We start from the raw sequence: 26,217 nt of genomic DNA, 5'->3' as shown, positions 1-26,217 counted from the left end.
TTGTCTATTTTTTATCTGTGAACGGCTTGTCTGCAAGCGGTCACTATGGCTAAGGAACGCACAGCGACATGAATACACACTATGAGCAGCCATCAGGCGGCGAGGAATATCCCCAGCAACATCAGGATCCTCGCATCCGCCATGACGACCCTTTGCTTGATTGCCTGCTGGTACTGTGTCGCTTACAAGGGAAACCGACCAGCCGCACCACCTTGACGGCAGGATTACCGCTGGAAGAGCTGCGTTTGCCCGTCAGCCTGCTGCCTCGCGCCGCTGCACGAGCCGGTTTGCGCGCCCGGATACTTAAGCGCTCGTTAAATGCTATTCCGGCCATGTCACTGCCCGCGATGTTATTACTGCGCGAAGGTCGCGCCGCCATTCTGCTAGGCTGGACGGAAGAGGGTAATGCCCGTCTGATGACGGGTGAAACCGAAGGCGGCGAAATTGAGGTCGGCCACAATACGTTGCAACAAAACTATCTGGGATTGGTCATGTTCGCACAGCCGGCCCATCGCTTCGATGTATCGCCGACAACGATATTACCGCGCAGCAAAACCTGGTTCCGCGACACCCTGAAACGATCCCGCGCGTTGTATCTGGATGCCATTGTCGCCAGTCTGCTCATTAATATTATCGCGCTGTTCGTTCCACTGTTTGTTATGCAGGTCTATGACCGGGTGATTCCTAATCAAACGACAACGACGTTATGGGTGCTGGCTTCCGGTCTTGGCATTGCATTGCTGTTTGACCTTATCTTACGGATATTACGCAGTATTTGTCTGAATATTGCCGGTAAAAAAATCGATCTCATCCTTTCCGCTACATTATTCGAGCGCCTGATCGGCTCGATGCTGTCGGCCTTCCCGACGCGGATCGGCTCTGTGGCGCATCGCGTGAAGGAGTTTCAGGCGCTGTGCAATGAGTTATCATCGCTGTCGCTGAGCACTCTGCTCGATGTGCTATTCGCAATTATCATGCTGATTTTACTCGGTATATTAGGTGGCCCGCTGATCTGGGTACCGTTGCTGACCATCCCGCTGGTCCTGTTGATCAATCGGCTGCTGTATTACCCGACCCTGGCGGCACTGAAGCATTCACGTCAACTCACCGACGAACGACAGGCGCTATTGACTGAAACGCTGAGCGGACTCAGTGCCATCAAGATCAATAATGCAGAAGGTGAACGCCAACGCCAGTGGGAACACATCAGCAGCGATATTAGCCGGTTGGATTTGAGGGCAAAAAACCTCTCATCCCTTGCCTTTCATTTGACGCAATCATGCCGACACCTGGCCGGCGTCATCGTTATCGTCGCAGGTGTTTACCTGTTTCAAGATGTGCAGTTAACACTGGGCGCTCTGTTTGCCTGTTACCTGCTCAACAGCTATGCATTGACGGCACTGGGCCCCTTATCCGAGTTATGTCTTCGCTACCAACAAACCCGGTTAACGCTGCAAGAAACCCAGGAATTAATGGCATTACCGCAAGAAAGAGGAGAGCAACACGCGCCTCTGAAACGCGAAAATACCCAGGGTAGCGTTGAGTTCCGCGATGTCACATTCAGCTATCCCGAGCAGAAAAACCGTGCGCTGATCGATATTAATCTGTCAATTCGTCCGGGTGAAAAAGTCGGCATCATAGGCCGTACCGGCTCAGGGAAAAGCTCGCTGGAGAAATTGGTCGTCAGCCTTTATCAACCTACCCATGGCAACCTATTGATCGACGGTATTGATGCACGCCAACTCGATATTGCCGACCTGCGCCATCACATCGGCTACGTACCGCAGGATATTCAACTCTTCAGCGGTACGTTGCGTGACAACCTGATCTGCGGCGCCCGCTACGTTGAGGATGACGCCATGTTGCGAGTCGCCGATATCGCCGGCGTCAACGATTTCGCCCGGTTGCATCCGGATGGCTACAATCTACAAGTCGGCGAACGAGGAATGTGCCTGTCGGGTGGTCAAAAACAAGCGGTAGCCATTGCCCGCGCATTACTGCTTGACCCACCCATTCTGGTGCTGGATGAGCCGACCAGCGCGATGGACAACAGCAGTGAAGATCGCTTTAAACAGGCTCTGCAACTTTATCTCGCCAACAAAACATTATTGTTGGTGACACACCGGGTATCCATGCTGACACTGGTGGATCGACTCATTATCGTGGACAAAGGACGCATTATTGCCGATGGTCCTAAAGCTATTGTGCTGGATGCATTAAAGAAGGGGCAGATCAATGCGTCTCGCTAAATTCGTTCATTACTTCAATACCTATTTCTTCAACAATACCTATTTCTTCAACCATCATCCGCAGGAACCGCAGGCGTCACCCGCTGCCGGTCAGGCATATGAGGAAAACACGCCCCGGCTTATTCGGCTATCAATCTGGATTATGTTGGCTTTTATGCTGTTTCTTATTGGCTGGGCGGCGGTTGCTAAAATGGATGAAGCCGTCTTTGCAACCGGAAAAACCCTCAGTCAGTCACCCCGATATCGGGTACAGGCAACACAAGCGGGTGAACTCAGCGACCTGTATGTCCATGAAGGGCAACTCGTCAACATCGGCACGCCTCTGATGCAACTGGAGAATACGCAACAAAATAATGCATCAGGCACGACAGCCAGTCAGCTCTCGCTGATCGTCTCTCCCATACGCGGCATCATCAAGCACATCCTGGTTGATACCAACAGTGAGCAGATTCTTCCCGGCCGTACGCTGATGGAAATCACGCCGCTGGACGACACCTTACTGATCGAAGCGCAAGTCAGGCTACAGGATATCGCGTTTTTACGCCCTGGGCAGGAAGCGATAATGGCTTTTACAACTTACGACTACACTATATTCGGCAGGCTAAAAGGGTATATCGAACAAATTGGTCAGGACATGGTGACGGATCAGACGGGTAACAGTTTCTATCTTGTTCAGTTACGCACGGAGAAAAATTATCTGGGGACTATCGATAAGCCGTTGCTCATCCTCCCCGGCATGACAGCCCGCGTGGATATTATTACCGGCAGAAAAACGTTGTTGAGCTACCTGCTGAAACCAATACGGCAAGCCAGAGCGGAAGCCCTGCGTGAGAGATAACACCTGTCGACTCAACGTTATTGATGGGTGTTCAGGTCATGATAGATCTGAGTCTGACTGCGTCCCAATGCCTTCGCCTGATACATTGCAGCATCGGCATTGATTGCCAACGTTAATGAATCCGTTCCATGCTCAGGGTACAACGCTATCCCGATGCTACATGAGATATCTAACTTCTTTCCTTCAATATAGAAAGGTTCATTAAGCGCATGGTGAATCTTGTCCGCAACATACAAGGTATTTTCAACCTCCTTAATGCCCTGCAACAAGATGATAAATTCGTCTCCGCTGCGGCGATAAACCGTATCAGTCTCGCGCACCGCTCCCCGCATGCGCGCCGCCGCCTCTTTTAACAGAAGATCCCCGGTTGCATGACCGAAGGTGTCATTAATCTGCTTAAACTTATCCAGATCGAGAAACATCAACGCAATCTTCCGGTTTGTCTGGCGGGACAACTGGATCGCCTGTTCCATCTGCTCGGCGAACGTCAGGCCATTAGCCAATGAGGTCAGAGAATCGTAATGGGCCAATTGCCGATAATGCTCTTCACTACGACGCAACATATCAATCGCCCGGTAGCGCTCGATCGCGACGGCTACCAATTGCGCCGATTTCTCAATAGAGGCGATTTCATCCTCTGTTGGAGAATAGACTTTACGATGATAAACACTCAGGACCCCCAGGATCTCTTTGTTCTGCCCAAAAATAGGTTCAGACCAACAAGAACGCAACCCGGCATACAATGCCAGGCCTTTATATAGCGCCCAATGGGGATGTGTGGAAATGTCCTCGGCAATAACGCGTTTGCCAGAATAAGCCGCCGAACCAAACGACGCGGCGCCATCGGCTATCTTCACGTTGTGGATAGCATTCTTGTAAAAACCCGGCAGGCTGGGAGCAGAGCCAAGCGTCAGGCATTTCTTTTCCTTATCCACCAGCAGGACAGAACAGACAATTCGGCCGGGGTTTTTCTCCTCAACGCTGAAGATGATCGCATCCAGAATATCCTTCAATGGCGCACCGCTCGACAACAACTCCAGCGCACGGTTGTAGGAGTTGTCATGGTGTTCCTGAGTCTTGCGCTCAGTGATATCCATTTTTATGCTGACATACTGAACCGCATCGCTGGCTTTATTATATATCTTAACGATGCTGGCCTTTTCCCAATACAACTGACCGTTTTTCTTACGATTGACGAACTCGCCGTTCCAGATCTCGCCTTTATTCAAGGTGGACCAGAGTTCTTCATACACACTGGCATTGGTCATGCCTGAGCTCAATATATTCGTCTTGCGACCGATCACTTCTTCCGCGTCATAGCCCGACATAACGGTAAACTGACGGTTTACGTACACAATCTCACTGTTTTCATTAGCGATCATAATAGATGACGGGCTGTATTCAGCGGCGAAGAACACCATGTTCAGGAAGTCCTGCTTTTTTTGTTCTGCGTTGGCTTTTTCCTGAAATTTACGGCTTCTTGCCGAAGAAATCCCTAAGAGTACTATTAATAGGGTTATTATAATTTCATACACAATAACACTCTCCTCAGGCCCGGAACGGTCCTGATCGAACAAATCGCATCACAGAAGACGAAAAATCCCGGTAATAACTCCCCTTGTATGGATTTTCAGGGTTGGCACATTTCCGGAGAGTAGAAAGGATGAATGAAAAAACTATCCAGCTCTGCAGGACAGGTTCATAGCCATAAAAACGACAGCATAAAGCCTCCATTATATCGCCGTGTGCAGACCTAAATAATAAAATCAAGAGAAGCAGCTTAATCCGTCATATTAATGATAGTTATAGACATAAGCCTGGCTAATATTTTGATACAGCTCTTTACAGATTTCGTAGCGCAGTATTTTGACTATCAATTTTTCGTAAGCAAATCAATTATACCGATAAGTTGCACCATTTTAATCAAAAATAACTATCACCAGATGCTTTTTGATCGTTGGTAGCAAACATTTATTTTTTTGTCTTTATAAATCAATTAATTATATTGATAAAAATTAACCAGTTCTTTCTCTTATGGCTGATGTTTTTTTAGACTAACATCACAGTTAGCCCATTTATAAAACAGAATATTAGCCACATAAAACACTATATTTATATAAAAAACAAGGCATAAAAAATGAAAAAAGCATGAATAGCAATCTAATCATTTATTTTATACCGTATCTTTCTGGAAGATGAATTTTTCTTTTAACCTCGAGAGATTAATTGGAGCAAAAATGAGATTTTGGAAGGATGTGAAGGTATTGCGGTAACCGGCTAATGAGTAATCTTCAGCCAAGCCAGGAAGGAAGAATTACAATTCATAACGAAGATCTTCCATATTTTCAAAAGGTTGAGGACGAGACAAGAAATACCCTTGCGCTGCGGAAGCGTTCGATTGTTTGACAATGTTCCACTCCTCTTCAGTTTCAACCCCTTCAATCACCACATCATTGCAGTAAGTGGCAATCAGCGTAACCAGTGATGGAAACAGCTTTCTGCCCTCTTCGCTTTTAAGCAACATGATGAAAAGCTCGCGGGCAATCTTGATGCAATCATATTTTACCAGCGACAGCGAGGAGAAGTTAGCCATGCCGCAACCGAAATCATCCAGCCAGAGCTGGCTGGCTTCAGGCAACGCAGCCAACATCTCGTGCGGTAAAACAGCAAGACTTTCAACCAGTTCGAAACGCAACCACGGCATTGTCGTCAGTAGTTTTTTAGCCTGCTTATTTTCCTGCAAAGCCAGCAAGGTCAATCCATCAATGTTGACAGAGGCGCGTAATCCATCCCGAACAAAGCGCTCATGCCACTGGTTAAGTAGCTGTAGCTGCTCGATAACAATATTCAGGCGTTCTGCAACGTTGAGGCGGGCAAAGTAGTGTTCGGGAGATAAGAACTTCTGCGGCATGGATGGGTGAAAAACAGCTGTTAGTAACTCAATTCCCATCAAACGGCCAGAGGTACGGTAAATGGGTTGAAATCTGTATCGCCTGTGGCAGCTGTGACAGTAATCAGCATCTGCGAACTGCACCTCCCCGGAAATGGAGGCTTCAGAGCCGGGCTGATTAAAGTGACTGTTTTGCTGCACTATATGTTCCGCCATTGAAGGAGATGCTTACGAATAAAGTATATCATATGCATACATGAGTTTATCGAATCCGACTCGACAATCTTCACCCAGACCGACTGTAATGCAAGTACAGTACAAAGCGAATATGACGGACACATTGCATAGGATTTTTTGTTTTTTATATCAAAATGCTATGAGAAATTATGCACTACAATCGCATAATAGTGATTAATGTCTTCGTCGTATAGTCTATCAATCAAACGAATAAACTCTTTTTTTTATCCCTTCTCCATCTGCAGCGTTTATCCGCAACCGCGCTGTGTAACCGGCTCATAGAGGAGTATAATCAGCGCCCGAATGATGAAAGGAAAGAAAACATGGCGCTACTGATTACCGCGAAATGCATTAACTGCGATATGTGTGAGCCGGAATGCCCCAATCAGGCGATATCAATGGGGGATGAAATCTACGAAATTGATCCGTTACGCTGTACGGAATGCGTCGGTCACTATGAGACGCCGACCTGCCAAAAGGTCTGCCCCATCGACAACACGATCCTCAAAGACGCTAATCATCTTGAAAGCCATGATCAGCTGTGGGAAAAATTTGTCCTGTTGCACCACGCCGATCAGTTGTAATAGCGGCTCAGCCTATAGCTACTCAGCTTACCCTTCGATAATCACGGTGGCGCAAGCGTAGTGCCGCTCATCGGCCAGTGACACATGAACATGCCTGACCCCCATGGTCTGTGCCAGTTCGGCGGCGCGTGCCAGAAAACGCAGACTGGGTTTTCCCAGTGAATCGTTAAGTACTTCAAACTGAGCAAACGCCAGGCCGTCTCGAATACCGGTTCCAAATGCCTTGGCTGCGGCCTCTTTCACGGCAAAACGCTTCGCCAGAAAACGAATAGGCTGGGAATGGACCTGATATTGCTTCCATTCCTGCTCGCTAAGCACACGCTGAGCAAGGCGATCGCCGGAACGACCAACGATCGCCTCAATACGTGCGATTTCGACAATATCCGTGCCGAGACCTAAAATCGCCATTAGCGGCGCGCTTCCCGCATCAGGTTTTTCATCTCCGCCACCGCCAAGGCCAGACCGCTCATCACTGCGCGCCCGATAATGGCGTGACCGATATTCAGTTCATGCATTTCCGGCAATGCGGCGATCGGCAGAACATTGTGGTATGTCAACCCATGACCGGCGTTCACTTTGATGCCACAAGAAGCGGCATAAGTCGCTGCGTCACGGATACGCTCAAATTCATGTTGCCGGTCGACGTCGTTTTCTGCATCGGCGTAAGCACCGGTATGAATTTCAATATAAGGCGCGCCGCTGGCTACTGCAGCGTCAATCTGAGCGCGATCAGCATCAATAAACAACGATACCTGAATCCCCGCTTCACGTAATTGCGTCACCGCCGCCGTGATGCGAGAGAGCTGCCCCGCCACATCCAACCCGCCTTCCGTCGTCACTTCCTGACGTTTCTCCGGCACCAAACAACAAAAGTGCGGTTTCAACTCACAGGCAATCGCCAGCATTTCATCGGTTACCGCCATCTCCAGATTCATGCGAGTCTGAATAGTCTGACGCAGCAAACGGACATCGCGATCGGTAATATGACGTCGATCTTCACGCAAATGTACCGTAATACCATCAGCTCCAGACTGTTCCGCCACAAACGCCGCTTGTATCGGATCGGGATACGCCGTACCACGCGCATTACGCAAGGTCGCAATGTGATCAATATTCACACCTAACAACAACTCAGCCATGATCCATCCTTCAACAATAAGTCATCGCCGCAGTGTACACGCCGGTCGTACCTGGCGATACCTGCTCGGTTCTAGATCTTTTCATCGGGCGGCACCTTATAGGGTTTGGGTATAAACTGCCGAAATAACTCCCGACTTTTCAGTGGTTTCCCACCAAGGTAAGGTTTCAACGCCATGCGGGTGAAGCGTTTGGCGGCCCGCAAAGTCTCAATGTCCGGAAACTCCCTTGACGCCAGCGCCTGCAACTCACGTCCGGTAAAGCTGACATTATCCACCACCAGGCTGGCAATAAAACCCTTTTCCGAACGGTAACGATACGTCATGGTGTCGGCAACAGGTTCACCACTGCCGGCACAATGCAGAAAATCTACGCCATAACCAAGATGCTCCAGCAAAGCCAGCTCGAAACGACGTAACGCCGGCTCTGGTGAACCATTGGCAGCAGCCAATTGCTGTAAACAGTGGAGATAATCGAAGAAAAGTGCGGAGTAATTGGTTTCCAGCTCCAGAACCCGAGTCAGCAACTCGTTCACATACAAGCCACTGTATAATAATGAACCGCTCAGCGGTAACGCCAGAGAGACGGGTTCTGCGTTACGCAACGTTTTAACTTCACCTCGCCCCCCCCACCTTACCAGCAACGGCGTAAACGGTTGGAGAGCGCCTTTTAGACTTGAACGCCGCGCCCGGGCACCTTTAGCCAGCACCCGGACACGGCCTTCATCTTCAGAAAATAGATCCAGCAGTAGGCTGGTTTCGCTATAAGGTCGCCCATGCAAGACAAATGCGCGCTGCCAGCCCTCCATCGGCGCGAGCCTTACAGATCGTCAATATAACCTAAGCTACGCAGCGCACGCTCATCGTCTGCCCAGCCGGATTTAACCTTCACCCACAATTCAAGATGAACTTTAGCCTCAAACATCTGCTCCATGTCCTGACGCGCTTCAATGCCGATGGTTTTAATCTTGGCACCTTTGTTGCCGATCACCATCTTTTTCTGCCCTTCGCGTTCCACCAGAATCAAGCCATTGATATCATAGCCGCCGCGTTCATTAGCCACAAAACGCTCAATCTCCACTGTGACTGAATACGGCAGTTCTTCACCCAGAAAACGCATCAGTTTTTCGCGAATGATTTCCGACGCCATGAAGCGTTGTGAACGGTCGGTAATATAGTCTTCAGGAAAATGGTGAATGGCCTGCGGCAAATGCTTGCGCACAATCGACGCAATGGTATCGACATGAGTGCCTTTCTCTGCAGAGATCGGTACCACATCGAGAAAATTCATCTTTTCACTCAGCATCTGGATATGCGGCAGCAACTTTGTCTTATCCGCCACGTTATCCACTTTATTGATGGCCAACAGCACCGGCGCTTTCTGCTCGCGTAGCTTGTTCACCACCATTTCGTCATCATCCGTCCAGTGAGTACCTTCCACCACGAAGATAATCAGCTCCACGTCGCCAATCGAACTGCTGGCGGCGCGATTCATCAGGCGGTTGATGGCGCGCTTTTCTTCAATATGCAACCCAGGCGTATCCACATAAATAGCCTGATAAGGCCCTTCGGTGTGGATCCCCATAATGCGGTGGCGCGTTGTTTGCGGCTTGCGAGAAGTGATGGATATCTTCTGCCCCAGCAACTGGTTCAGCAACGTGGATTTACCGACGTTTGGTCGGCCAACAATAGCGACAAAGCCGCAGTAGGTCTGTTCTTCGCTCATTCAAGCTCCAGTTTTTTCAGGGCCTGCTCCGCCGCAGCCTGCTCGGCCTTGCGACGACTTGACCCAGTACCCACTACCGGCTCGCTAAACCCGCTGACCTGGCAATGAATGGTAAATTCCTGATCGTGCGCCTCGCCACGTACCTGCACCACCAGATAGGTTGGCAGTGGTAAGTGACGTCCCTGCAGGAACTCTTGCAGGCGGGTTTTCGGATCTTTTTGTTTGTCGCCTGGGCTTATCTCATCCAGACGAGTCTGATACCAGCTCAGAATCAAGCGCTCGACGGTCTGGATGTTACTGTCCAGAAATACACCGCCAATCAAGGCTTCTACAGTATCCGCCAGAATCGACTCTCGGCGAAAGCCGCCGCTTTTCAATTCGCCGGGACCAAGGCGTAGGCATTCGCCCAGTTCAAACTCACGGGCAATTTCCGCCAGCGTATTGCCGCGTACCAGAGTTGCACGCATCCGGCTCATATCGCCTTCATCCACACGAGGAAAGCGATGATACAACGCATTGGCGATAACGAAACTTAAGATGGAATCCCCCAGGAACTCCAGCCGTTCGTTATGTTTACTACTGGCGCTCCGGTGAGTCAGCGCCTGTAATAAAAGGTCATATTGTTGGAAAGTATAGCCCAGCTTTTTTTGTAAACGATTTATCAGGATGGGGTTCATGTGTTACCAATAGATCTATAATGCCTTTTTAAACAACAGCATACGGAACAGCCCTGCCTTGCCACTGAATTAAGTCAAAACTGTTTCGTTTGCAGTGGCTCCCGCCCGGGAGCCAGCATTTATTATTCAGAAATATTCTACAACGGAAGTCGCAAATATGCTGCGAGTTTATTTACATTCGATTAATGAATACCGCCAATGCGGCTTAAACGCACGCCGGTAGGCCATTCACCTTCCTGTTTTTCAAAACTCATCCAGATGGCCGTTGCCTTACCTACCAAATTCCGCTCCGGAACGAATCCCCAGTAACGGCTGTCGGCGCTGTTATCGCGGTTATCCCCCATCATGAAGTAATGACCGGCCGGCACCACCCAATTTCCCAGCGACTGACGGACTTGCTGATAGTAAAGCCCCAGTTGATCCTGAGCGCCGGGTACTGCAAGAATGCTATGCGTCACGTCGCCCAGCGTTTCCTTGCGGATCGCCATGCGAATACCTTCGCTTTTCTGGCCAACCGGAATCTGATAAAAACCACTGGTCATCTCGCGGCCACTCCCGCTGAACGTCTGCACAAAATCGCTGGGCTCGACATTGCTGTAAGTCACCGGCAAAGCGCTACTGCAACTCGGCTTGTCGCCGCACCCCGGCTGAATCGTGACCTGCTTAGCGATAGGGTCATAACTCACACGATCGCCCGGCAGCCCCACAACACGTTTGATGTAGTCCAGCCGTGGATTCTCCGGGTACTTGAATACCGCAATATCGCCACGCTTTGGATGCCCTGTTTCAATCAGAGTCGTTTGCGTTATCGGATCTTTGATGCCATAAGCAAACTTTTCGACCAGAATGAAATCCCCGATCAGCAACGTCGGCATCATTGAACCGGAAGGAATCTGAAACGGTTCAAAAATGAATGAACGCACGACAAACACCAGTGCCAGCACCGGGAAAACAGACGCGAACGTTTCAATCCACCCCGGCTGTTTGATGCTGTTCGCCAGCGTTTTCTCGTCGACAGCACCATTAATCTGCTGGCTCAGCGCAGAAATCTTGGCACGCCGCGCCGGCGCCCATTTAAACCGCTCCAGACACCAGACTACACCGGTCACCAGCGTCGCCAATGCCAAAATCAGGGCAAACATATTGGCCATGCCAACTCCTCAGGGTTATTTGCTTTCTTTTCCGACATGCAGAATGGCCAAAAACGCTTCCTGCGGCAGCTCGACATTCCCTACCTGCTTCATGCGTTTTTTCCCTTCCTTCTGTTTCTGCAGCAGTTTCTTCTTACGGCTGACGTCGCCACCATAACATTTCGCCAGAACGTTCTTGCGCAGCTGTTTTACGGTGGAACGGGCAATAATATGGTTGCCGATCGCTGCCTGAATCGCGATATCGAACTGCTGACGCGGGATCAGATCTTTCATTTTTTCCACCAGCTCGCGACCGCGGTACATCGAGTTATCCCGGTGGGTGATCAACGCCAACGCATCCACGCGTTCACCGTTAATCAGCACGTCCACACGCACCATGTCCGATGCCTGGAAACGTTTGAAACCGTAATCCAGCGAGGCATAACCGCGCGAGGTGGATTTAAGGCGATCGAAGAAGTCGAGCACCACTTCCGCCATCGGAATGTCATAGGTCAGCGCCACCTGATTGCCGTGATAAACCATATTGGTCTGCACGCCGCGTTTTTCCACGCACAAGGTAATCACATTACCCAGATATTCCTGCGGCAACAGCATGTGACATTCGGCAATCGGCTCACGCAATTCTTCGATGTTATTGACCGGCGGCAGTTTGGACGGGCTGTCGACATAGATGACTTCGTTGCTGGTGGTTTTCACCTCGTAGACAACCGTCGGCGCCGTGGTGATCAGGTCAAGATCGTATTCACGCTCCAGGCGCTCCTGAATGATCTCCATGTGCAACAGCCCCAGGAAACCACAGCGGAAACCAAAGCCCAGCGCGGTAGAGCTTTCCGGTTCGTAAAACAGCGACGCATCGTTCAGGCTGAGTTTGCCCAGCGCATCGCGGAAGGCTTCATAGTCGTCGGAACTGATTGGGAACAGGCCAGCATAGACCTGCGGTTTGACCTTTTTAAAGCCCGGCAACGGCGTTTCGGCGGACTTACGCGCCAGCGTCAGAGTATCGCCTACCGGTGCGCCCAAAATGTCTTTAATCGCACACACTAACCAGCCGACCTCACCGCACTGCAACGCATCGCGGTCCACCTGTTTGGGGGTGAAAATACCCAGACGCTCAGCGTTATACACCTGACCGGTGCTCATGACTTTGACTTTATCGCCTTTGCGCAACGTACCGTTTTTAATACGGATCAATGACACCACGCCCAGATAGTTATCAAACCAGGAGTCAATGATCAGCGCCTGCAACGGCGCTTCCGGATCCCCTTCCGGCGGTGGGATATCGCGCACCAGACGTTCCAGCACATCCGGTACGCCGACACCGGTTTTCGCGGAGCAGCGCACTGCGTCGGTCGCATCAATACCCACGATGTCTTCGATTTCCTGGCTAACGCGATCAGGATCGGCAGCCGGCAGGTCAATCTTGTTCAGAACCGGCACCACTTCCAGATCCATTTCAATCGCGGTGTAGCAGTTAGCCAGCGTCTGTGCTTCAACCCCTTGCCCGGCATCCACTACCAGCAATGCCCCTTCACAGGCAGCCAGAGAGCGGGAAACCTCATAGGAGAAGTCGACATGTCCGGGGGTATCGATAAAGTTCAGTTGGTAAGTCTGGCCGTCGGAAGCCTTGTAATCCAGCGTCACGCTCTGAGCCTTGATGGTGATACCACGCTCACGCTCCAGATCCATGGAGTCCAGCACTTGCGCCTCCATTTCACGTTCGGACAAGCCACCACAAATTTGGATGATGCGATCAGAGAGCGTCGACTTACCGTGGTCGATGTGAGCAATAATGGAGAAATTTCGTATATGCTTCATTATAAAAGTTTTTCTACCTTGGTATTTCTGAAATTCTTGCCGAACGGCATGCGCAATGTGATGACAGCCATAGCTACTGTCATATACCTGAATCGCAGCATTCTACATGCCATACGGTGGAAAACCTAGTCATGGCGCATCGAATCAATTCTTTGATTATGGCAAGGTTATGGATGAGAAGATGAAAGCAGAGGTAAAAAGTCATTAAAAGAAAAAATCAAACCGATAACAGGCAGCCTCCCCGCTGGCTGGCTGCCTTTCAACGCTCGGGCGTCATATCGGTTCGCAACAGATTTTCCGGCAACGAAACCAGCAGAATGACCGGCTGATAACGTTGATTATTGCCGATTTTTGCTGATAAACGCTTCACTACGGCGAAACTCAGCGCCACACCAGCAAATGCTCCCGCCACGGTTGCCGGTTCGCTGTTCAGCCAGTATTGCATCAAGGCGGCTCCCAGCATCAGCCCCAGTAACGGCAACAGGTAAACCAGCATCGCCGAACGCAACAGGCTCGATTCCGCCAGACCGACTTCCACCCGTTGACCGGGGAGTAGCGGTTGCGCATACGGAACGGTCAGTTGATGCGTCGCCGCACCGCCAATTTGGTTAAGCAGGCCGGTTCCGCATGATGAGCGGGACTGGCACCCCTGGCAGCCGGAACGTTGTTCACAATGTAACACCGCTACCCCGGCCTGCCACGACACTACCGTTGCCCATTCTTTAATCATGGCTGCGCCTTGAAAAGCACGTTATCGGCGATACGCTTGGCCGTTGCCAACGGTAATTCGCCAATCACGGTGATTTCACGGTTATCCCGTACTTCGGTATGAATAGTCCTGCGACCCAGCGAGGCATTCTGGTCGGGGTGATTTTCACCCACCGGGCTGATATTGACGGAAAAGCTAAACAATCCATCACTATATAGCCGCGATTCCGCCAGGCCGTTCACTCCCGGCAGTTGCCGCTGGCTACGTGATACTTCTTGCACGCCGACGGGCAACCATTCCGGCATCCAGTTAAAATCGGCGTGAGAAGTCGAGGGAATACTGAGCGACGGCGGCTGGCTGACTTTATCCAACGGCTTCATGTCCAACTGCACATTTTTATCTACCGTAACGGAAATAGCCCGGAACTGTTCCAATAACTCGCCGTTTTGATCGAGCAGATCAACCCGTAACGGCAAGCGCGACTCCGCATCAAGGCAAATGATATAGCTAAAACGCGTCCCATCCCGGGAAACGATTCTCACCACATCGCCCTGACGATCAGCCAGGCGGATACGACCGGTAGGGATAAAATCGTAATAAGAGGAAAGCCGCTCGATATTGGCAAAAATCAGCGCAGGCAACGAATCGACAATGTGATCACCCGACAAGGTGAACGGTTCGGCATCAGCCTCGAAATAGCTGACATCGCCGCCGCGCTGAATGACTTCACGCTTCGGACCGTCCAGATGAATAAGTTCAGCCCGTGTTTCGCCATTTTGCACCGTATGACGGTAACGTAACGATTCAATGCCCTGCCGGGAAACACTGATGTAGTAAATTTCATAGTTCAATGACCGGCTGGCGCTGCTCATCTGCTGCAACAACGCCCCGGAATCGCTTGCCGGGGCGAGAGAGGAATAAGACAGGCTGCCCAGCAATACACATGCGGCAAACCAGGAGCGCTTCATTACTGCGGTTGAATTCCTAATGACTGAGTACCGGGCACCTGTACGGCGGCCTGCTGCTGGCTCCCTTGCGGCTGCAACTGGAGCTGATCGGAATGCACGCGGCGCTGCAATTCATAATCCTGCAGCAACGCATTAATGCGTTCATGTTGCGCCTGCATCTGACGCTGCCCGGTGTGCACTGCGCTGTTCTCAGCCGGCACACTCAGGCTAACCGGGGACGCCGAACCGCCCATCACCGGCAAAGTACTCAGCGCCGGCGTCGCTTCGGCCATATTGTCGCTCACCACGTTGCTTTGCTGGTAGTGCTGAACACCAACAATCACTGCCAGCGAAACGCACGCGGCCACACCAATTTGCGTCAGATGACTGGCGAGCGGACGAACTTTATGCCAGAACGGCAAAGCCTGCCAGGAACGAGGATGCGGCTGAGACTCCGGCACCACCTGCGCCTTGAACTGCACGGGTTCCTGTTCGAGAGCGGCTGCCACGCGTGCAGCGACATCAACGTGCATCAACGTTTCACTAACGTCGCCCCGCAGCGCGTCACGTACCAGATGGTAACGCTGCCAGCTTTGCTGCAGCTCGTCGTCTTTGGACAAGGTGCTCAGCAACGCATTGTCTACTGCTTCACCGTCCATTAAAGCGGAAAGTTCTTCTTTCTGCATAACTTCACCTTACCTTGTCAAACCCGTCATGAGTAACGTTAAGAACAAGCTAACGCTGAATAAGCGGTTGCACTTTATTATCAATCGCTTCCCGTGCGCGGAATATGCGCGAGCGAACAGTACCGACCGGGCAATCCATGATGTCGGCAATTTCCTCATAACTCAGCCCATCCAGTTCACGCAGCGTAATCGCCAGTCGCAAATCTTCGGGCAATGACTCGATAGTCTGGAAAACGATCCGTCGTAACTCCTCAGACAACATTAAATTCTCAGGGTTCGATATTTCTTTCAACGCACTGGCATTTTCGTAATTTTCTGCGTCATTGGCGTCCACATCACTGGAAGGGGGACGCCGCCCCTGAGCCACCAGATAATTCTTCGCCGTGTTCACGGCAATACGATATAGCCAGGTGTAAAAGGCACTCTCGCCACGAAACGATTCCAGCGCGCGATAGGCTTTGATAAACGACTCCTGCACCACATCGGGTACATCCCCGGCAGGAACGTAACGCGATACCAGACTCGCCACTTTATGCTGATAACGAACGACCAGTAAATTAAACGCCTTTCTGTCGCCTTTCTGGACCCGTTCAACCAGCACCTGATCCGCTAACTGCTCGCTCATCCGAGATCATGTCTCCCCAAAACCGTGTCACCACGCCTAAGTCACGTACTGCCAGCCATATATTTGAAATCGAGCAAGCACCGGCTTGGAGTCTTTTTATGTCATAAAGTTCCGCTACATGACGCTTTTTGCATCTTTCGGATACGCGTTGCATGTCGCCGTGCCGCTCTGTGGGGTTTTATTCTCACCACGCTCCCTCACTAACGGAGAAATCATACGTCAAAAGCCCGTCGCTGGCACCCCGATCCATCATTCACCAGCCGCAGTGTTTAATTCGCTAAACATTTAAATGCATTTAAGATAAATAATGTGCTAGATTCAAAAATACCGTTTTATAAATTAAACAACGACCATGATGTCTTCCGTTACAGACTACGATTGCGATGTGCTGATTATCGGCAGCGGCGCCGCCGGGTTATCACTGGCGTTACGCCTGGCTCCTCATGCCCGAGTGATGGTGCTGAGCAAAGGGCCGCTCGCTGAAAGTGCGACCTTTTACGCTCAGGGTGGCATCGCCGCCGTATTCGATGAAACCGACAGCATCGACGCCCACATCAACGATACCCTGATTGCCGGCGATGGGTTATGCGATAGGGAAGCGGTATCGTTTATTGCCCGTAACGCGCGTCATTGCGTGCAATGGCTGATCGATCAAGGTGTGTTATTTGATACCGAAACCGCACCGCACGGCGAACCCCGCTACCATCTCACGCGCGAAGGCGGTCACAGTCATCGTCGCATCCTGCATGCAGCAGACGCCACGGGCAAGGCAGTGGAAACCACTCTGGTCAGCCAGGCAAGACAGCACCCCAACATTGTTTTGCTGGAACGCTGCAACGCCGTCGATTTGATCACCTCCAGCAAGCTCGGTTTACCGGGCCACAAACGGGTCGTCGGCGCGTACCTCTGGAACCGCGAAAAAGAACATGTCGAATCGTGCAGCGCTAAAGCGGTTGTACTCGCCACCGGCGGCGCCGCCAAGGTTTACCAGTACACCACCAACCCCGACATTTCCTCCGGTGACGGCATCGCCATGGCCTGGCGTGCAGGCTGCCGGGTAGCCAATATGGAGTTCAATCAGTTCCATCCCACTTGCCTTTATCATCCGCAGGCACGCAATTTTTTGCTGACGGAAGCGCTGCGCGGCGAAGGGGCCTGGTTAACGCGGCCGGACGGCAGCCGTTTCATGCCTGACTTTGATAAACGGGCGGAACTGGCACCGCGGGATATTGTCGCCCGGGCTATCGATCACGAAATGAAACGGTTGGGCGTTGATTGTATGTATCTGGATATCAGCCATAAACCGGCGGATTTTATTACACAGCACTTCCCGACTATTTACGAGAAGCTGCTGTCGCTGGGGATTGACCTGACCCGGGAACCGATCCCCGTCGTTCCCGCGGCGCATTACACCTGCGGCGGCGTGGTGGTTGACCAGCAAGGGCGCACCGACCTTGATGGTCTGTATGCGATTGGTGAAGTCAGTTACACCGGCTTACACGGTGCAAACCGCATGGCGTCCAACTCATTGCTGGAGTGTCTGGTGTATGGCTGGTCAGCCGCCGAGGACATTCTGCAACATCTCCCTGAAAAAACACGGGTGGAATCACTGCCTCGTTGGGATGAAAGTCAGGTAGAAAACTCAGATGAACGGGTCGTGATTCAGCATAACTGGCACGAGTTGCGGCTATTTATGTGGGATTACGTCGGCATTGTACGCACCACCAAAAGGCTGGAGCGTGCGTTGCGGCGCATCACGCTACTTCAGCAGGAAATTCATGAGTATTATGTCCACTTCCGCCTCTCCAACAATCTGCTGGAGCTGCGTAATCTGGTGCAGGTAGCGGAACTGATTGTGCGCTGTGCGCTGGAACGTAAAGAGAGCCGCGGCTTGCACTATACGCTCGATTATCCACAACGTTCGGAAAACGCACATCCCACCATTCTTCATCCCTGATCACGCCTGCCGGGTTTCCCCCGGCAGCCCCACAACACCCCACCTACTGCGCAAAAACGGGCTTCTCAGGATCAAGTTTCCCTTCCTGCATCCCCTTTCACATCGACAAGTAAAAATCCCGCGTCAAAGCCTGAAAAGATGACGAATATTGTCGATCATCATCACGGATGATTAACGACGTTCGACTCAGCGCTACCGCGTTCATCTCCGATTCGCCTCCACGCCGCAGTGACAGCAGCACCCGATTGACCGGCCGACGCGCACTGTCCGCTACATCGACTCGGATATCAGCACACCACGCCGACCGTTGCGCCAGCGCCAAAAAATCATCCGCCGACACCGCCGGCAATACCACGCAAAATCGCCCATCAGCTTCAAGCAACCGACCGGCGCAATCCAATAACGCGTCGTGCGTCAGGGTCGTGGTGTAACGCGCCTGCGCGCGCTGTACAGAAGCGCAATCAACACCAGGGGAAAAATACGGTGGATTACTCACGATAAGAGAGTAACGCCGTGTCGCGGTCTGGGCATAGCCAACAATATCCGCCTGATAAATCCGGATGCAGTCAGTCCAGGGCGACGCCGCCGCATTGTCCGCCGCCTGAGCGCTGGCGGCGGCGTCCAATTCGACACCATCAATGGGAAACCGCCCACCGCTGCGTTGCGCCAGCATCAAGCCCAGCAGGCCGGAACCGCAACCGATATCAAGTATCCGCGTTTCCTCACGCAACGGTGCCCATGCGCCCAGCAACACGCCGTCGGTGCCCACTTTCATCGCGCAGCGGTCATGCGCCACAAAAAACTGTTTAAAAGTAAATCCGCCGGTACGCAAAGCCGGTGTATGCTGCTGAAAGGTCATTACTATGCCGTGTCGTTGCCAAACTGCGGTTAGCATAGGAGAAACATTCACCTGGGAAAAGTAGCGAATACCGCTTAAACAGATGAACAACCCCGCCAATGCGTCTATAATCAGCGCCCCGAACAGAGGTAGACCATGACTGCGACCAATTTTTCCGAGTTTGATCTTGATGACAGCCTGCTTGACGCCCTGCGCGACATGGGCTTCAGCCGCCCGACCGCTATTCAGGCCGAGGCCATTCCCCCGGCAATGGAAGGGCGGGATGTACTGGGCTCCGCACCGACCGGAACCGGTAAAACCGCAGCCTATCTGCTGCCGGTTTTACAGCACCTGCTGGATTTCCCACGTAAAAAATCCGGTCCGCCGCGGATTCTGATTCTGACACCGACCCGGGAACTGGCGATGCAGGTAGCGGATCAGGCTCGGGCGCTGGCCGCGCATACCCATCTGGATATTGCGACCATCACCGGCGGCGTGGCTTATATGAATCACGCCGAAGTATTTAGTGAAAATCAGGATGTGGTCGTCGCCACTACCGGCCGTCTGTTGCAATACATCAAAGAAGAGAATTTTGACTGTCGCGCAGTAGAAACCCTGATTCTGGATGAAGCAGACCGCATGCTGGACATGGGGTTCGCTCAGGACATCGAGCATATTGCCGGTGAAACCCGCTGGCGCAAGCAAACCATGCTGTTCTCCGCAACGCTGGAAGGCGATGCTATTCAGGATTTTGCCGAACGCCTGCTGAATGACCCGATCAAAGTAGAAGCCGAGCCGTCGCGGCGTGAGCGTAAAAAAATTCTGCAATGGTACTATCGCGCTGACGACATTCAGCACAAAACAGCGCTACTCAGCCACCTGCTTAAACAGCCGGACGTGACCCGTTCGATCGTGTTCGTGCGCAAACGCGAGCGGGTGCATGAACTGGTAGACTGGTTGCGCTCTGCCGGCATCGAATCCTGTTACCTGGAAGGAGAAATGGTGCAGGCTAAACGCAACGAAGCCATCAAACGGTTGAGCGAAGGCCGGGTGAAAGTGCTGGTTGCTACAGATGTCGCCGCACGCGGGCTGGATATTCAGGACGTCAGCCACGTGTTCAACTTCGATTTACCTCGTACTTCCGACGTTTATCTGCATCGCATCGGGCGTACCGGGCGGGCGGGCCGTAAAGGCTGCGCTATCTCGCTGGTAGAGGCGCATGACTATCTGCTGCTTGAAAAGGTCGGCCGTTATCTCAACGAGCCATTGAAAGCGCGCGTCGTCGATGAATTACGCCCGAGTACCCGCGCGCCAAGTCCCAAATCTAACGGTAAGCCATCGAAAAAAGTGCTGGCTAAGCGCAAAGAGCAGAAAGAAAAAGAGAAAGAAAAGCAGAAGGTGAAGGTCAAAGTGCGTCACCGCGACAGCAAAAATATCGGTAAACGCCGTCAACCCAGTGCCCAAACCCCGGCTGAACAGACGAAAGAAAAGCCGGTGGATAACGGCTGACAAAATCTGTTGCGCAGATCTAAACCTGACAGGGAGCCGCATGGCTCCCCAAAAAACAATGCCGGCCACATTACGTGACCGGCATGACTCAAGTAAATCGCTACGTTACCGGCGCACTTACAGGCTTTCGGTAAATGTACGAGCGATCACATCACGCTGCTGTTCAGGCGTCAGCGAGTTGAAACGCACGGCATAACCCGATACACGAATGGTCAGCTGCGGATATTTTTCCGGGTTTTTAACCGCATCTTCCAGCGTTTCACGACGCAATACGTTAACATTCAGATGCTGGCCACCTTCAACACGGACTTCCGGTTTGATTTCCAGCGGTACTTCGCGATATTCGAACTGCCCCAGCTCGCTGATAGCAACGATTTGATCTTCATTGAAATCCGATTTGGCACAGACACAACGCGCCTGAGATTTCTCTTCATCCAGCAACCAGAAAGAGTTAACCAGGGCATTGTTATTTGCTTTGGTGATCTGAATACCTGTAACCATTATTGCCTCCGTAAAGCGGCGTCTATTGAACCGAATACAAAATTCCACGGTTGATAACAAGTCGCCAGCGGTATTAACGCCAGTACCCAATCAACCGAATCTGGCTACCTGTATACCAGCCCCGCACAGGGCATACCTTGATTCAAATCAATTTAAATCAGGCGCAATCCGACATGGATTTTATAATTAATTGTTTTATATCAATTTACATCAAACCCAGTGATAAAACTTTTTTTGTAAAATTTAAAAAAACCAACAAAGAATCGCCCAAAGGCAACAGCAAACGGCGAATAGTTTTCCCTCCGGCGCGTTTGACGGTAAGCTTAATCCTCAGAATCGATCAATCAGGCCAGACTCGATTCCTGGATTGACGCCATTTACCCGATTGAATATTTACCTGATTAACCAAAGAGCCTTCCCATGACCACTTCCCTAACCTGGCACGACATGCTGGCCCAAGAGAAAGAGCAACCCTATTTCGTCAATACGTTGTCATTTGTTCACCAGGAGCGCGAGGCTGGCAAGGTCATCTATCCGCCACAGAAAGATGTATTCAATGCCTTTCGTTTTACCGAATTTCACGCCGTCAAGGTGGTGATTCTGGGACAGGATCCGTACCACGGCCCCAACCAGGCGCATGGGCTCTCATTTTCGGTGCGCCCAGGCGTGCCGGCGCCCCCTTCTCTGGTCAATATTTATAAGGAGCTGGCCAACGATATTCCCGGGTTCAGCATTCCCACACACGGTTACCTGCAAAGCTGGGCACAGCAAGGCGTAATGCTGCTGAATACGGTATTGACGGTAGAAGCGGGTAAGGCGCATTCACACGCCAATCTGGGCTGGGAAACCTTCACCGATAAGGTGATAGAAAAGTTAAACGCGCACCGGGAAGGGGTTGTGTTCCTGTTGTGGGGCTCACACGCGCAGAAAAAAGGCAGCATTATCGATACGCAACGGCATCATGTGCTGAAAGCGCCCCATCCTTCACCGCTCTCTGCCCACCGCGGCTTTTTGGGGTGCCATCATTTTTCCAGAACCAATCAGTTGCTGGAGCAACAAGGTGATACGCCTATCGACTGGACGCCTCGCCTGCCGGAAAATTCATAATAAAGCGCTCGTCATTGCCTTTGCTGGTCAGAGGCAATAACCACGAACGTCAATAAGGTGTAAATAAATACAAAACATTTAGTAATCAGATAGATAAAACAGGAAGGAAAAAATCAGAGAATTGGTGGAGCTAAGCGGGATCGAACCGCTGACCTCTTGCATGCCATGCAAGCGCTCTCCCAGCTGAGCTATAGCCCCACACCAGATGATGCCTTCGATAACCAAACCTGATTGGGAGTAAGATTTGGTGGAGCTAAGCGGGATCGAACCGCTGACCTCTTGCATGCCATGCAAGCGCTCTCCCAGCTGAGCTATAGCCCCATATCGACACTGCATCGTGTGAACGGGTCGCATGATATGCAACGCCCCTACCCCTGTCAACGCCAAAATCCATTTATCCGATCAACCGCTGAAAAAGCCGTCAACGTAGCGCAGGAATCGCGCCTTACAGCCAATCGGGCGTTCTCGTCGGTGCAAAAACCACTGCAAATCAAGCCTGTTTGCTATTAGCTTATGACAAAAAAGTTTTTCTTACTTTTCACAAAAACCTTAACAATGCGTCATTATTTCATCTACCGGAGTTTTCCAAACATGAAAGACGCCACACTGGCTCTGCACCACGGTTTTACTTCCGACCCGGTCACTAAAGCCGTAGCCGTGCCGATTTATCAAAATGTCGCGTTCGAATTCGATAATGCGCAACACGGCGCCGATCTGTTCAACCTCGCCGTTCCAGGTAATATCTATACGCGAATCATGAATCCTACCAACGATGTACTGGAACAACGCCTGGCGGCGCTCGAGGGTGGTATTGCAGGATTGGTCGTTTCCGCCGGTAGTGCTGCTATTACCTATGCGATTCAAACCCTTACCCGGCAAGGCGATAATATCGTCTCGACACCGCAGTTATATGGCGGTACCTATACGTTGTTTGCCCATATGTTGCCGAGCTTCGGCGTTGAAGTGCGTTTTGCCAGTGATGACTCGCCTGAAGCCATCGAAAAACTGATTGATGATAAAACCCGGCTGGTCTACTGCGAGAGTATCGGCAATCCTGCTGGCAACATCGTCGATATTGAAGCGCTGGCACAGGTTTCCCACCAGCATGGCGTGCCGCTCATAGTGGATAACACCGTAGCCTCTCCCGTACTGTGCAAGCCAATCTCATTCGGCGCCGACATCGTAGTACATTCGATCACCAAATACGTCGGCGGCCATGGTAACTCGCTGGGCGGCGTGATTGTCGATGCCGGCACATTCCCCTGGTCACAATATTCTGAAAAGTTTCCGGGCCTGAATCGCCCTGAACCGGCTTATCATGGCGTGGTTTATACCGAGACATTTGGTCCTGCCGCTTTTATCGCCCGAGCCAGAACCGTCCCGCTACGTAATACCGGCTCAGCGCTGTCGCCCATGAACGCTTTTTTATTGTTGCAGGGATTGGAAACGCTCGCCTTGCGCATGGAACGCCATGTGGAAAACGCCCTAAAAGTAGCGGAATATCTGCGCGCTCATCCCAAGGTGGAATGGGTTAGCTATGCCGGACTGCCGGATCATCCACATTACGCACTGGCGCAGAAATACATGAAAGGTACGCCGTCCGCCATTCTGTCGTTCGGCCTCAAAGACGGTTACGAAGCCGGCGTGCGGTTCTATGATGCTCTGCGAATTTTCAAACGACTGGTCAATATTGGCGATGCCAAATCGTTGGCGTGCCATCCTGCCTCGACGACTCACCGCCAGATGACGCCGGAAGAACAGGCAAAAGCCGGTGTTAAATCAGAAATGATTCGCTTGTCAGTGGGTATCGAGGCGATAGAGGATTTGCTGGATGATCTGGAACAAGCGCTCAATAACTGATGCTCAGAGTGCGGGCTAAACGATTAATCGCCATGATTGCTTCCCGCCGAAATGGGGATTACCCCACAGCAAAAAGCCCTGGTAAACCAGGGCTTTATCCACGATCTCACACCGGATGCTTATTGCTGCGCTTCACGCTCAGCGATAAAGACCAGCGCCCGATCAATGCGTGCCAGCGTACGCGACTGGCCGATAGCATGTACCGTCACATCCACGCCCGGAGACTGACCGGCACCGGTCACCGCCACTCGCAGCGGCATCCCGACTTTACCCATTCCTTGCTGCAATTCATCGGCCGTGCCCTGAATGGCATGGTGAATATTTTCCGGCGTCCAGTCAGTGATGGCGGCCAACTTGCTGCGCACCAACTCCAGCGGCTGACGCGCCACCGGGCGCAAGTGTTTCTTCGCCGCATCGGCATCAAACTCGGCGAACTCTTCATAGAAGTAGCGGCAGGACTCGGCAATCTCTTTCAACGTCTTGCAACGTTCGCCCAGCAACGTCACCAGTTCGCTCAACTGCGGGCCGGTGCGGGTATCAATGCCCGCCTGTTCGATATGCCAGGACAGGTGAGTCGCCACATATTCCGGCGGCAGATGGTTAATGTAGTGGTGGTTCAGCCACTGCAGTTTTTCAGTATTGAACGCACTGGCGGACTTGCTGACGGCATCCAGCGAGAACAACTGCTTCATTTCATCAATAGAGAAGATTTCCTGATCGCCGTTTGCCCATCCCAGACGTACCAGATAATTGAGCAACGCTTCCGGCAAGTAGCCGTCATCGCGATACTGCATCACCCCCACCGCGCCATGACGTTTGGACAGCTTTTTGCCGTCATCGCCCAGAATCATGGAAACATGTGCGTATTCCGGCACCGGAGCGCCCAGCGCCTTGAGAATGTTAATCTGGCGCGGCGTGTTGTTGATATGATCTTCACCGCGAATAACGTGGGTGATGCCCATATCCCAGTCGTCGATCACCACACAGAAGTTATAGGTCGGTGAGCCGTCGGTACGGCGGATGATCAGATCATCGAGCTCAAGGTTGCTGAATTCAATCGGCCCGCGAATACGGTCATCAAAGATAACAGAACCATCCTGGGGGTTGCGAAAACGCACCACATGCGGTTCATCATCAGCATGGTGTTCATGAGAATCGCGGCAGCAGCCGTCATAGCGCGGCTTGTCACCAGTAGCCATTTGCTGCTCACGCAGCGCTTCCAGACGCTCTTTAGAACAATAACATTTGTAGGCCGTGCCGTTTTCCAGCATCTGATCAATGACTGCGTTATAACGGTCAAAACGTTTGGTCTGGTAGTACGGGCCTTCGTCCCAGTCCAGATTTAACCAGTTCATGCCGTCCATAATGGCGTCAATCGCCTCTTTGGTCGAACGCTCCAGATCGGTATCTTCAATACGCAAAACAAATTCACCGCCATGGTGGCGGGCAAACAACCAGGAATACAGTGCGGTGCGGGCACCGCCAACATGAAGATAACCAGTCGGGCTGGGCGCAAAGCGGGTTTTGATTTTCATTGGGATTACGGCCTTAATTAGACGGCAACGGTCGGTTAACACCAACCAGGATTCCGGACTACGCCCCGCCATCAAGGGTGCGCGCTGTCAGCGCGGGGCACAGCCTGCTTAAAGTGGGCAATATTCTATCACTCCCCCCCGATTCCTCAACGCCATAACCGTGTCGAAGCCAGTCTCTTCCCGCTAAAATGCGCAGGGATTCAACGATAACGCCCAGAAATACGGCATATCGACTAATTTTACAACGAACGACTATTTTCGTTTTAAAAAGCGTTGACTCATAGTCAAGTATCCCTATAATGCGACTCCACACAGCGGGGGTGATTAGCTCAGCTGGGAGAGCACCTCCCTTACAAGGAGGGGGTCGGCGGTTCGATCCCGTCATCACCCACCACTCTTTCAGAGTGCCGCGTTGTGTAAAGCAAGAAGAATTGAGATTGGGTGATTAGCTCAGCTGGGAGAGCACCTCCCTTACAAGGAGGGGGTCGGCGGTTCGATCCCGTCATCACCCACCAATCTCATACCAGCTGTCTTCTTGCAATAATGAAGTACAGAAGTGGGTGATTAGCTCAGCTGGGAGAGCACCTCCCTTACAAGGAGGGGGTCGGCGGTTCGATCCCGTCATCACCCACCACTTCTG

General features: G+C 51.8%; 23 protein-coding genes and 5 tRNA genes. 10 read left to right on the top strand and 18 right to left on the bottom strand.

All coding sequences use genetic code 11. The annotated features are described in order from the left end of the window. Positions 1-68: 68 nt before the first annotated feature. Positions 69-2,249 carry a type I secretion system permease/ATPase gene (locus DCH402_RS05180; protein WP_040000166.1) on the top strand — a complete coding sequence of 727 codons (2,181 nt, stop codon included), beginning with the start codon at positions 69-71 and terminating at the stop codon, positions 2,247-2,249. Further along, complete coding sequence (locus tag DCH402_RS05175; protein WP_040000164.1) at positions 2,236-3,087, top strand: HlyD family efflux transporter periplasmic adaptor subunit; 852 nt, start codon at positions 2,236-2,238, stop codon at positions 3,085-3,087. Before DCH402_RS05180 ends, DCH402_RS05175 begins: the two co-directional genes overlap by 14 nt. 17 nt (positions 3,088-3,104) lie before the next feature. Here the strand turns inward: DCH402_RS05175 and DCH402_RS05170 are convergent, their stop codons facing one another. Then, on the bottom strand, positions 3,105-4,622 hold the full coding sequence (locus DCH402_RS05170; RefSeq protein WP_040000162.1) for a sensor domain-containing protein: 1,518 nt from the start codon (positions 4,620-4,622) through the stop codon (positions 3,105-3,107). Positions 4,623-5,401: 779 nt separating this feature from the next. Beyond that, positions 5,402-6,193, bottom strand: a complete 792-nt coding sequence (pdeH, locus tag DCH402_RS05165; RefSeq protein ID WP_071604670.1) for a cyclic-guanylate-specific phosphodiesterase — start codon at positions 6,191-6,193, stop codon at positions 5,402-5,404. Between the two features lie 344 nt (positions 6,194-6,537). Between pdeH and DCH402_RS05160 the strand changes: the two genes are divergently transcribed. Continuing rightward, complete coding sequence (locus DCH402_RS05160; RefSeq protein WP_040000160.1) at positions 6,538-6,798, top strand: YfhL family 4Fe-4S dicluster ferredoxin; 261 nt, start codon at positions 6,538-6,540, stop codon at positions 6,796-6,798. A 27-nt stretch (positions 6,799-6,825) separates the two neighbouring features. Here the strand turns inward: DCH402_RS05160 and acpS are convergent, their stop codons facing one another. The 11 genes from acpS to rpoE all read right to left on the bottom strand — a co-directional run bounded on the left by acpS (position 6,826) and on the right by rpoE (position 16,270). Beyond that, a complete protein-coding gene (acpS, locus tag DCH402_RS05155) occupies positions 6,826-7,206 on the bottom strand; it encodes a holo-ACP synthase (protein WP_033576840.1) in 381 nt (126 codons plus the stop codon). Next, complete coding sequence (gene pdxJ, locus DCH402_RS05150; protein ID WP_040000158.1) at positions 7,206-7,937, bottom strand: pyridoxine 5'-phosphate synthase; 732 nt, start codon at positions 7,935-7,937, stop codon at positions 7,206-7,208. Before pdxJ ends, acpS begins: the two co-directional genes overlap by 1 nt. A gap of 71 nt (positions 7,938-8,008) precedes the next feature. Further along, positions 8,009-8,743, bottom strand: a complete 735-nt coding sequence (gene recO / locus DCH402_RS05145) for a DNA repair protein RecO (protein ID WP_012768820.1) — start codon at positions 8,741-8,743, stop codon at positions 8,009-8,011. Between the two features lie 11 nt (positions 8,744-8,754). Continuing rightward, positions 8,755-9,660 carry a GTPase Era gene (era, locus tag DCH402_RS05140; RefSeq protein ID WP_027711277.1) on the bottom strand — a complete coding sequence of 302 codons (906 nt, stop codon included), beginning with the start codon at positions 9,658-9,660 and terminating at the stop codon, positions 8,755-8,757. Continuing rightward, complete coding sequence (gene rnc / locus DCH402_RS05135; protein WP_012768818.1) at positions 9,657-10,337, bottom strand: ribonuclease III; 681 nt, start codon at positions 10,335-10,337, stop codon at positions 9,657-9,659. Before rnc ends, era begins: the two co-directional genes overlap by 4 nt. Before the next feature lie 182 nt (positions 10,338-10,519). Beyond that, on the bottom strand, positions 10,520-11,488 hold the full coding sequence (lepB, locus tag DCH402_RS05130; RefSeq protein ID WP_040000155.1) for a signal peptidase I: 969 nt from the start codon (positions 11,486-11,488) through the stop codon (positions 10,520-10,522). Between the two features lie 15 nt (positions 11,489-11,503). Continuing rightward, positions 11,504-13,303, bottom strand: a complete 1,800-nt coding sequence (lepA, locus tag DCH402_RS05125) for a translation elongation factor 4 (RefSeq protein WP_040000152.1) — start codon at positions 13,301-13,303, stop codon at positions 11,504-11,506. A gap of 259 nt (positions 13,304-13,562) precedes the next feature. Then, positions 13,563-14,033: a SoxR-reducing system protein RseC gene (rseC, locus tag DCH402_RS05120; RefSeq protein ID WP_040000151.1), complete on the bottom strand. Its 471-nt coding sequence runs from the start codon at positions 14,031-14,033 to the stop codon at positions 13,563-13,565. Continuing rightward, entirely contained in the window at positions 14,030-14,980 is a 951-nt protein-coding gene (rseB, locus tag DCH402_RS05115) for a sigma-E factor regulatory protein RseB (RefSeq protein ID WP_040000150.1), read from the bottom strand. Before rseB ends, rseC begins: the two co-directional genes overlap by 4 nt. Then, positions 14,980-15,645 carry an anti-sigma-E factor RseA gene (gene rseA / locus DCH402_RS05110; protein WP_040000147.1) on the bottom strand — a complete coding sequence of 222 codons (666 nt, stop codon included), beginning with the start codon at positions 15,643-15,645 and terminating at the stop codon, positions 14,980-14,982. The genes rseB and rseA overlap by 1 nt, the downstream gene beginning before the upstream one ends. Positions 15,646-15,694: 49 nt before the next feature. After that, positions 15,695-16,270, bottom strand: coding sequence for an RNA polymerase sigma factor RpoE (gene rpoE / locus DCH402_RS05105; protein WP_012768812.1), 576 nt, complete (start codon positions 16,268-16,270; stop codon positions 15,695-15,697). Between the two features lie 352 nt (positions 16,271-16,622). Here rpoE and nadB point away from each other — a divergent pair, with 352 nt between their 5' ends. Next, entirely contained in the window at positions 16,623-18,227 is a 1,605-nt protein-coding gene (gene nadB, locus DCH402_RS05100) for an L-aspartate oxidase (protein ID WP_411431452.1), read from the top strand. 97 nt (positions 18,228-18,324) lie between these two features. Here the strand turns inward: nadB and trmN are convergent, their stop codons facing one another. Continuing rightward, entirely contained in the window at positions 18,325-19,086 is a 762-nt protein-coding gene (trmN, locus tag DCH402_RS05095; protein ID WP_040000145.1) for a tRNA(1)(Val) (adenine(37)-N(6))-methyltransferase TrmN, read from the bottom strand. 135 nt (positions 19,087-19,221) lie between these two features. Between trmN and srmB the strand changes: the two genes are divergently transcribed. Next, complete coding sequence (gene srmB, locus DCH402_RS05090) at positions 19,222-20,574, top strand: ATP-dependent RNA helicase SrmB (protein ID WP_040000143.1); 1,353 nt, start codon at positions 19,222-19,224, stop codon at positions 20,572-20,574. A 117-nt stretch (positions 20,575-20,691) separates the two neighbouring features. Here srmB and grcA read toward each other — a convergent pair whose 3' ends face one another. After that, complete coding sequence (gene grcA, locus DCH402_RS05085; protein WP_012768808.1) at positions 20,692-21,075, bottom strand: autonomous glycyl radical cofactor GrcA; 384 nt, start codon at positions 21,073-21,075, stop codon at positions 20,692-20,694. 420 nt (positions 21,076-21,495) lie between these two features. Between grcA and ung the strand changes: the two genes are divergently transcribed. Further along, a complete protein-coding gene (gene ung / locus DCH402_RS05080; protein WP_040000140.1) occupies positions 21,496-22,182 on the top strand; it encodes a uracil-DNA glycosylase in 687 nt (228 codons plus the stop codon). A gap of 122 nt (positions 22,183-22,304) precedes the next feature. Here ung and DCH402_RS05075 read toward each other — a convergent pair. Further along, a tRNA-Ala gene (locus DCH402_RS05075) sits at positions 22,305-22,380 on the bottom strand. A 47-nt stretch (positions 22,381-22,427) separates the two neighbouring features. Then, positions 22,428-22,503, bottom strand: a tRNA-Ala gene (locus tag DCH402_RS05070). Between the two features lie 270 nt (positions 22,504-22,773). Between DCH402_RS05070 and DCH402_RS05065 the strand changes: the two genes are divergently transcribed. Beyond that, positions 22,774-24,042, top strand: coding sequence for an O-acetylhomoserine aminocarboxypropyltransferase/cysteine synthase family protein (locus DCH402_RS05065; protein WP_040000139.1), 1,269 nt, complete (start codon positions 22,774-22,776; stop codon positions 24,040-24,042). Positions 24,043-24,161: 119 nt separating this feature from the next. Here DCH402_RS05065 and gltX read toward each other — a convergent pair whose 3' ends face one another. Next, entirely contained in the window at positions 24,162-25,577 is a 1,416-nt protein-coding gene (gene gltX, locus DCH402_RS05060) for a glutamate--tRNA ligase (protein WP_040000137.1), read from the bottom strand. A 318-nt stretch (positions 25,578-25,895) separates the two neighbouring features. On the opposite strand from gltX, the gene DCH402_RS05055 reads away from it, so the two are divergent. The 3 genes from DCH402_RS05055 to DCH402_RS05045 all read left to right on the top strand — a co-directional run bounded on the left by DCH402_RS05055 (position 25,896) and on the right by DCH402_RS05045 (position 26,211). Then, positions 25,896-25,971, top strand: a tRNA-Val gene (locus tag DCH402_RS05055). Between the two features lie 45 nt (positions 25,972-26,016). Further along, positions 26,017-26,092, top strand: a tRNA-Val gene (locus DCH402_RS05050). A 43-nt stretch (positions 26,093-26,135) separates the two neighbouring features. Then, positions 26,136-26,211 (top strand) — tRNA-Val (locus tag DCH402_RS05045). The last annotated feature ends 6 nt before the right edge of the window (positions 26,212-26,217 follow it).

Source organism: Dickeya chrysanthemi NCPPB 402, from assembly GCF_000406105.1.
Taxonomy (GTDB): Bacteria; Pseudomonadota; Gammaproteobacteria; order Enterobacterales; family Enterobacteriaceae; genus Dickeya; species Dickeya chrysanthemi.
This window is presented reverse-complemented; position numbering and strand designations above follow the sequence as displayed.

Excerpts from the sequence above, each read along its gene's own strand:
- DCH402_RS05180 (WP_040000166.1), top strand. The coding sequence starts at position 69 with ATGAATACACACTATGAGCAGCCATCAGGCGGCGAGGAATATCCCCAG.
- rseB (WP_040000150.1), bottom strand. The coding sequence starts at position 14,980 with ATGAAGCGCTCCTGGTTTGCCGCATGTGTATTGCTGGGCAGCCTGTCT.
- lepB (WP_040000155.1), bottom strand. The coding sequence starts at position 11,488 with ATGGCCAATATGTTTGCCCTGATTTTGGCATTGGCGACGCTGGTGACC.
- rseC (WP_040000151.1), bottom strand. The coding sequence starts at position 14,033 with ATGATTAAAGAATGGGCAACGGTAGTGTCGTGGCAGGCCGGGGTAGCG.
- pdxJ (WP_040000158.1), bottom strand. The coding sequence starts at position 7,937 with ATGGCTGAGTTGTTGTTAGGTGTGAATATTGATCACATTGCGACCTTG.
- rseA (WP_040000147.1), bottom strand. The coding sequence starts at position 15,645 with ATGCAGAAAGAAGAACTTTCCGCTTTAATGGACGGTGAAGCAGTAGAC.
- DCH402_RS05065 (WP_040000139.1), top strand. The coding sequence starts at position 22,774 with ATGAAAGACGCCACACTGGCTCTGCACCACGGTTTTACTTCCGACCCG.
- rnc (WP_012768818.1), bottom strand. The coding sequence starts at position 10,337 with ATGAACCCCATCCTGATAAATCGTTTACAAAAAAAGCTGGGCTATACT.
- lepA (WP_040000152.1), bottom strand. The coding sequence starts at position 13,303 with ATGAAGCATATACGAAATTTCTCCATTATTGCTCACATCGACCACGGT.
- rpoE (WP_012768812.1), bottom strand. The coding sequence starts at position 16,270 with ATGAGCGAGCAGTTAGCGGATCAGGTGCTGGTTGAACGGGTCCAGAAA.
- acpS (WP_033576840.1), bottom strand. The coding sequence starts at position 7,206 with ATGGCGATTTTAGGTCTCGGCACGGATATTGTCGAAATCGCACGTATT.
- era (WP_027711277.1), bottom strand. The coding sequence starts at position 9,660 with ATGAGCGAAGAACAGACCTACTGCGGCTTTGTCGCTATTGTTGGCCGA.
- recO (WP_012768820.1), bottom strand. The coding sequence starts at position 8,743 with ATGGAGGGCTGGCAGCGCGCATTTGTCTTGCATGGGCGACCTTATAGC.
- srmB (WP_040000143.1), top strand. The coding sequence starts at position 19,222 with ATGACTGCGACCAATTTTTCCGAGTTTGATCTTGATGACAGCCTGCTT.
- ung (WP_040000140.1), top strand. The coding sequence starts at position 21,496 with ATGACCACTTCCCTAACCTGGCACGACATGCTGGCCCAAGAGAAAGAG.
- pdeH (WP_071604670.1), bottom strand. The coding sequence starts at position 6,193 with ATGGCGGAACATATAGTGCAGCAAAACAGTCACTTTAATCAGCCCGGC.
- nadB (WP_411431452.1), top strand. The coding sequence starts at position 16,623 with ATGATGTCTTCCGTTACAGACTACGATTGCGATGTGCTGATTATCGGC.
- gltX (WP_040000137.1), bottom strand. The coding sequence starts at position 25,577 with ATGAAAATCAAAACCCGCTTTGCGCCCAGCCCGACTGGTTATCTTCAT.
- DCH402_RS05160 (WP_040000160.1), top strand. The coding sequence starts at position 6,538 with ATGGCGCTACTGATTACCGCGAAATGCATTAACTGCGATATGTGTGAG.
- grcA (WP_012768808.1), bottom strand. The coding sequence starts at position 21,075 with ATGGTTACAGGTATTCAGATCACCAAAGCAAATAACAATGCCCTGGTT.
- trmN (WP_040000145.1), bottom strand. The coding sequence starts at position 19,086 with ATGACCTTTCAGCAGCATACACCGGCTTTGCGTACCGGCGGATTTACT.
- DCH402_RS05175 (WP_040000164.1), top strand. The coding sequence starts at position 2,236 with ATGCGTCTCGCTAAATTCGTTCATTACTTCAATACCTATTTCTTCAAC.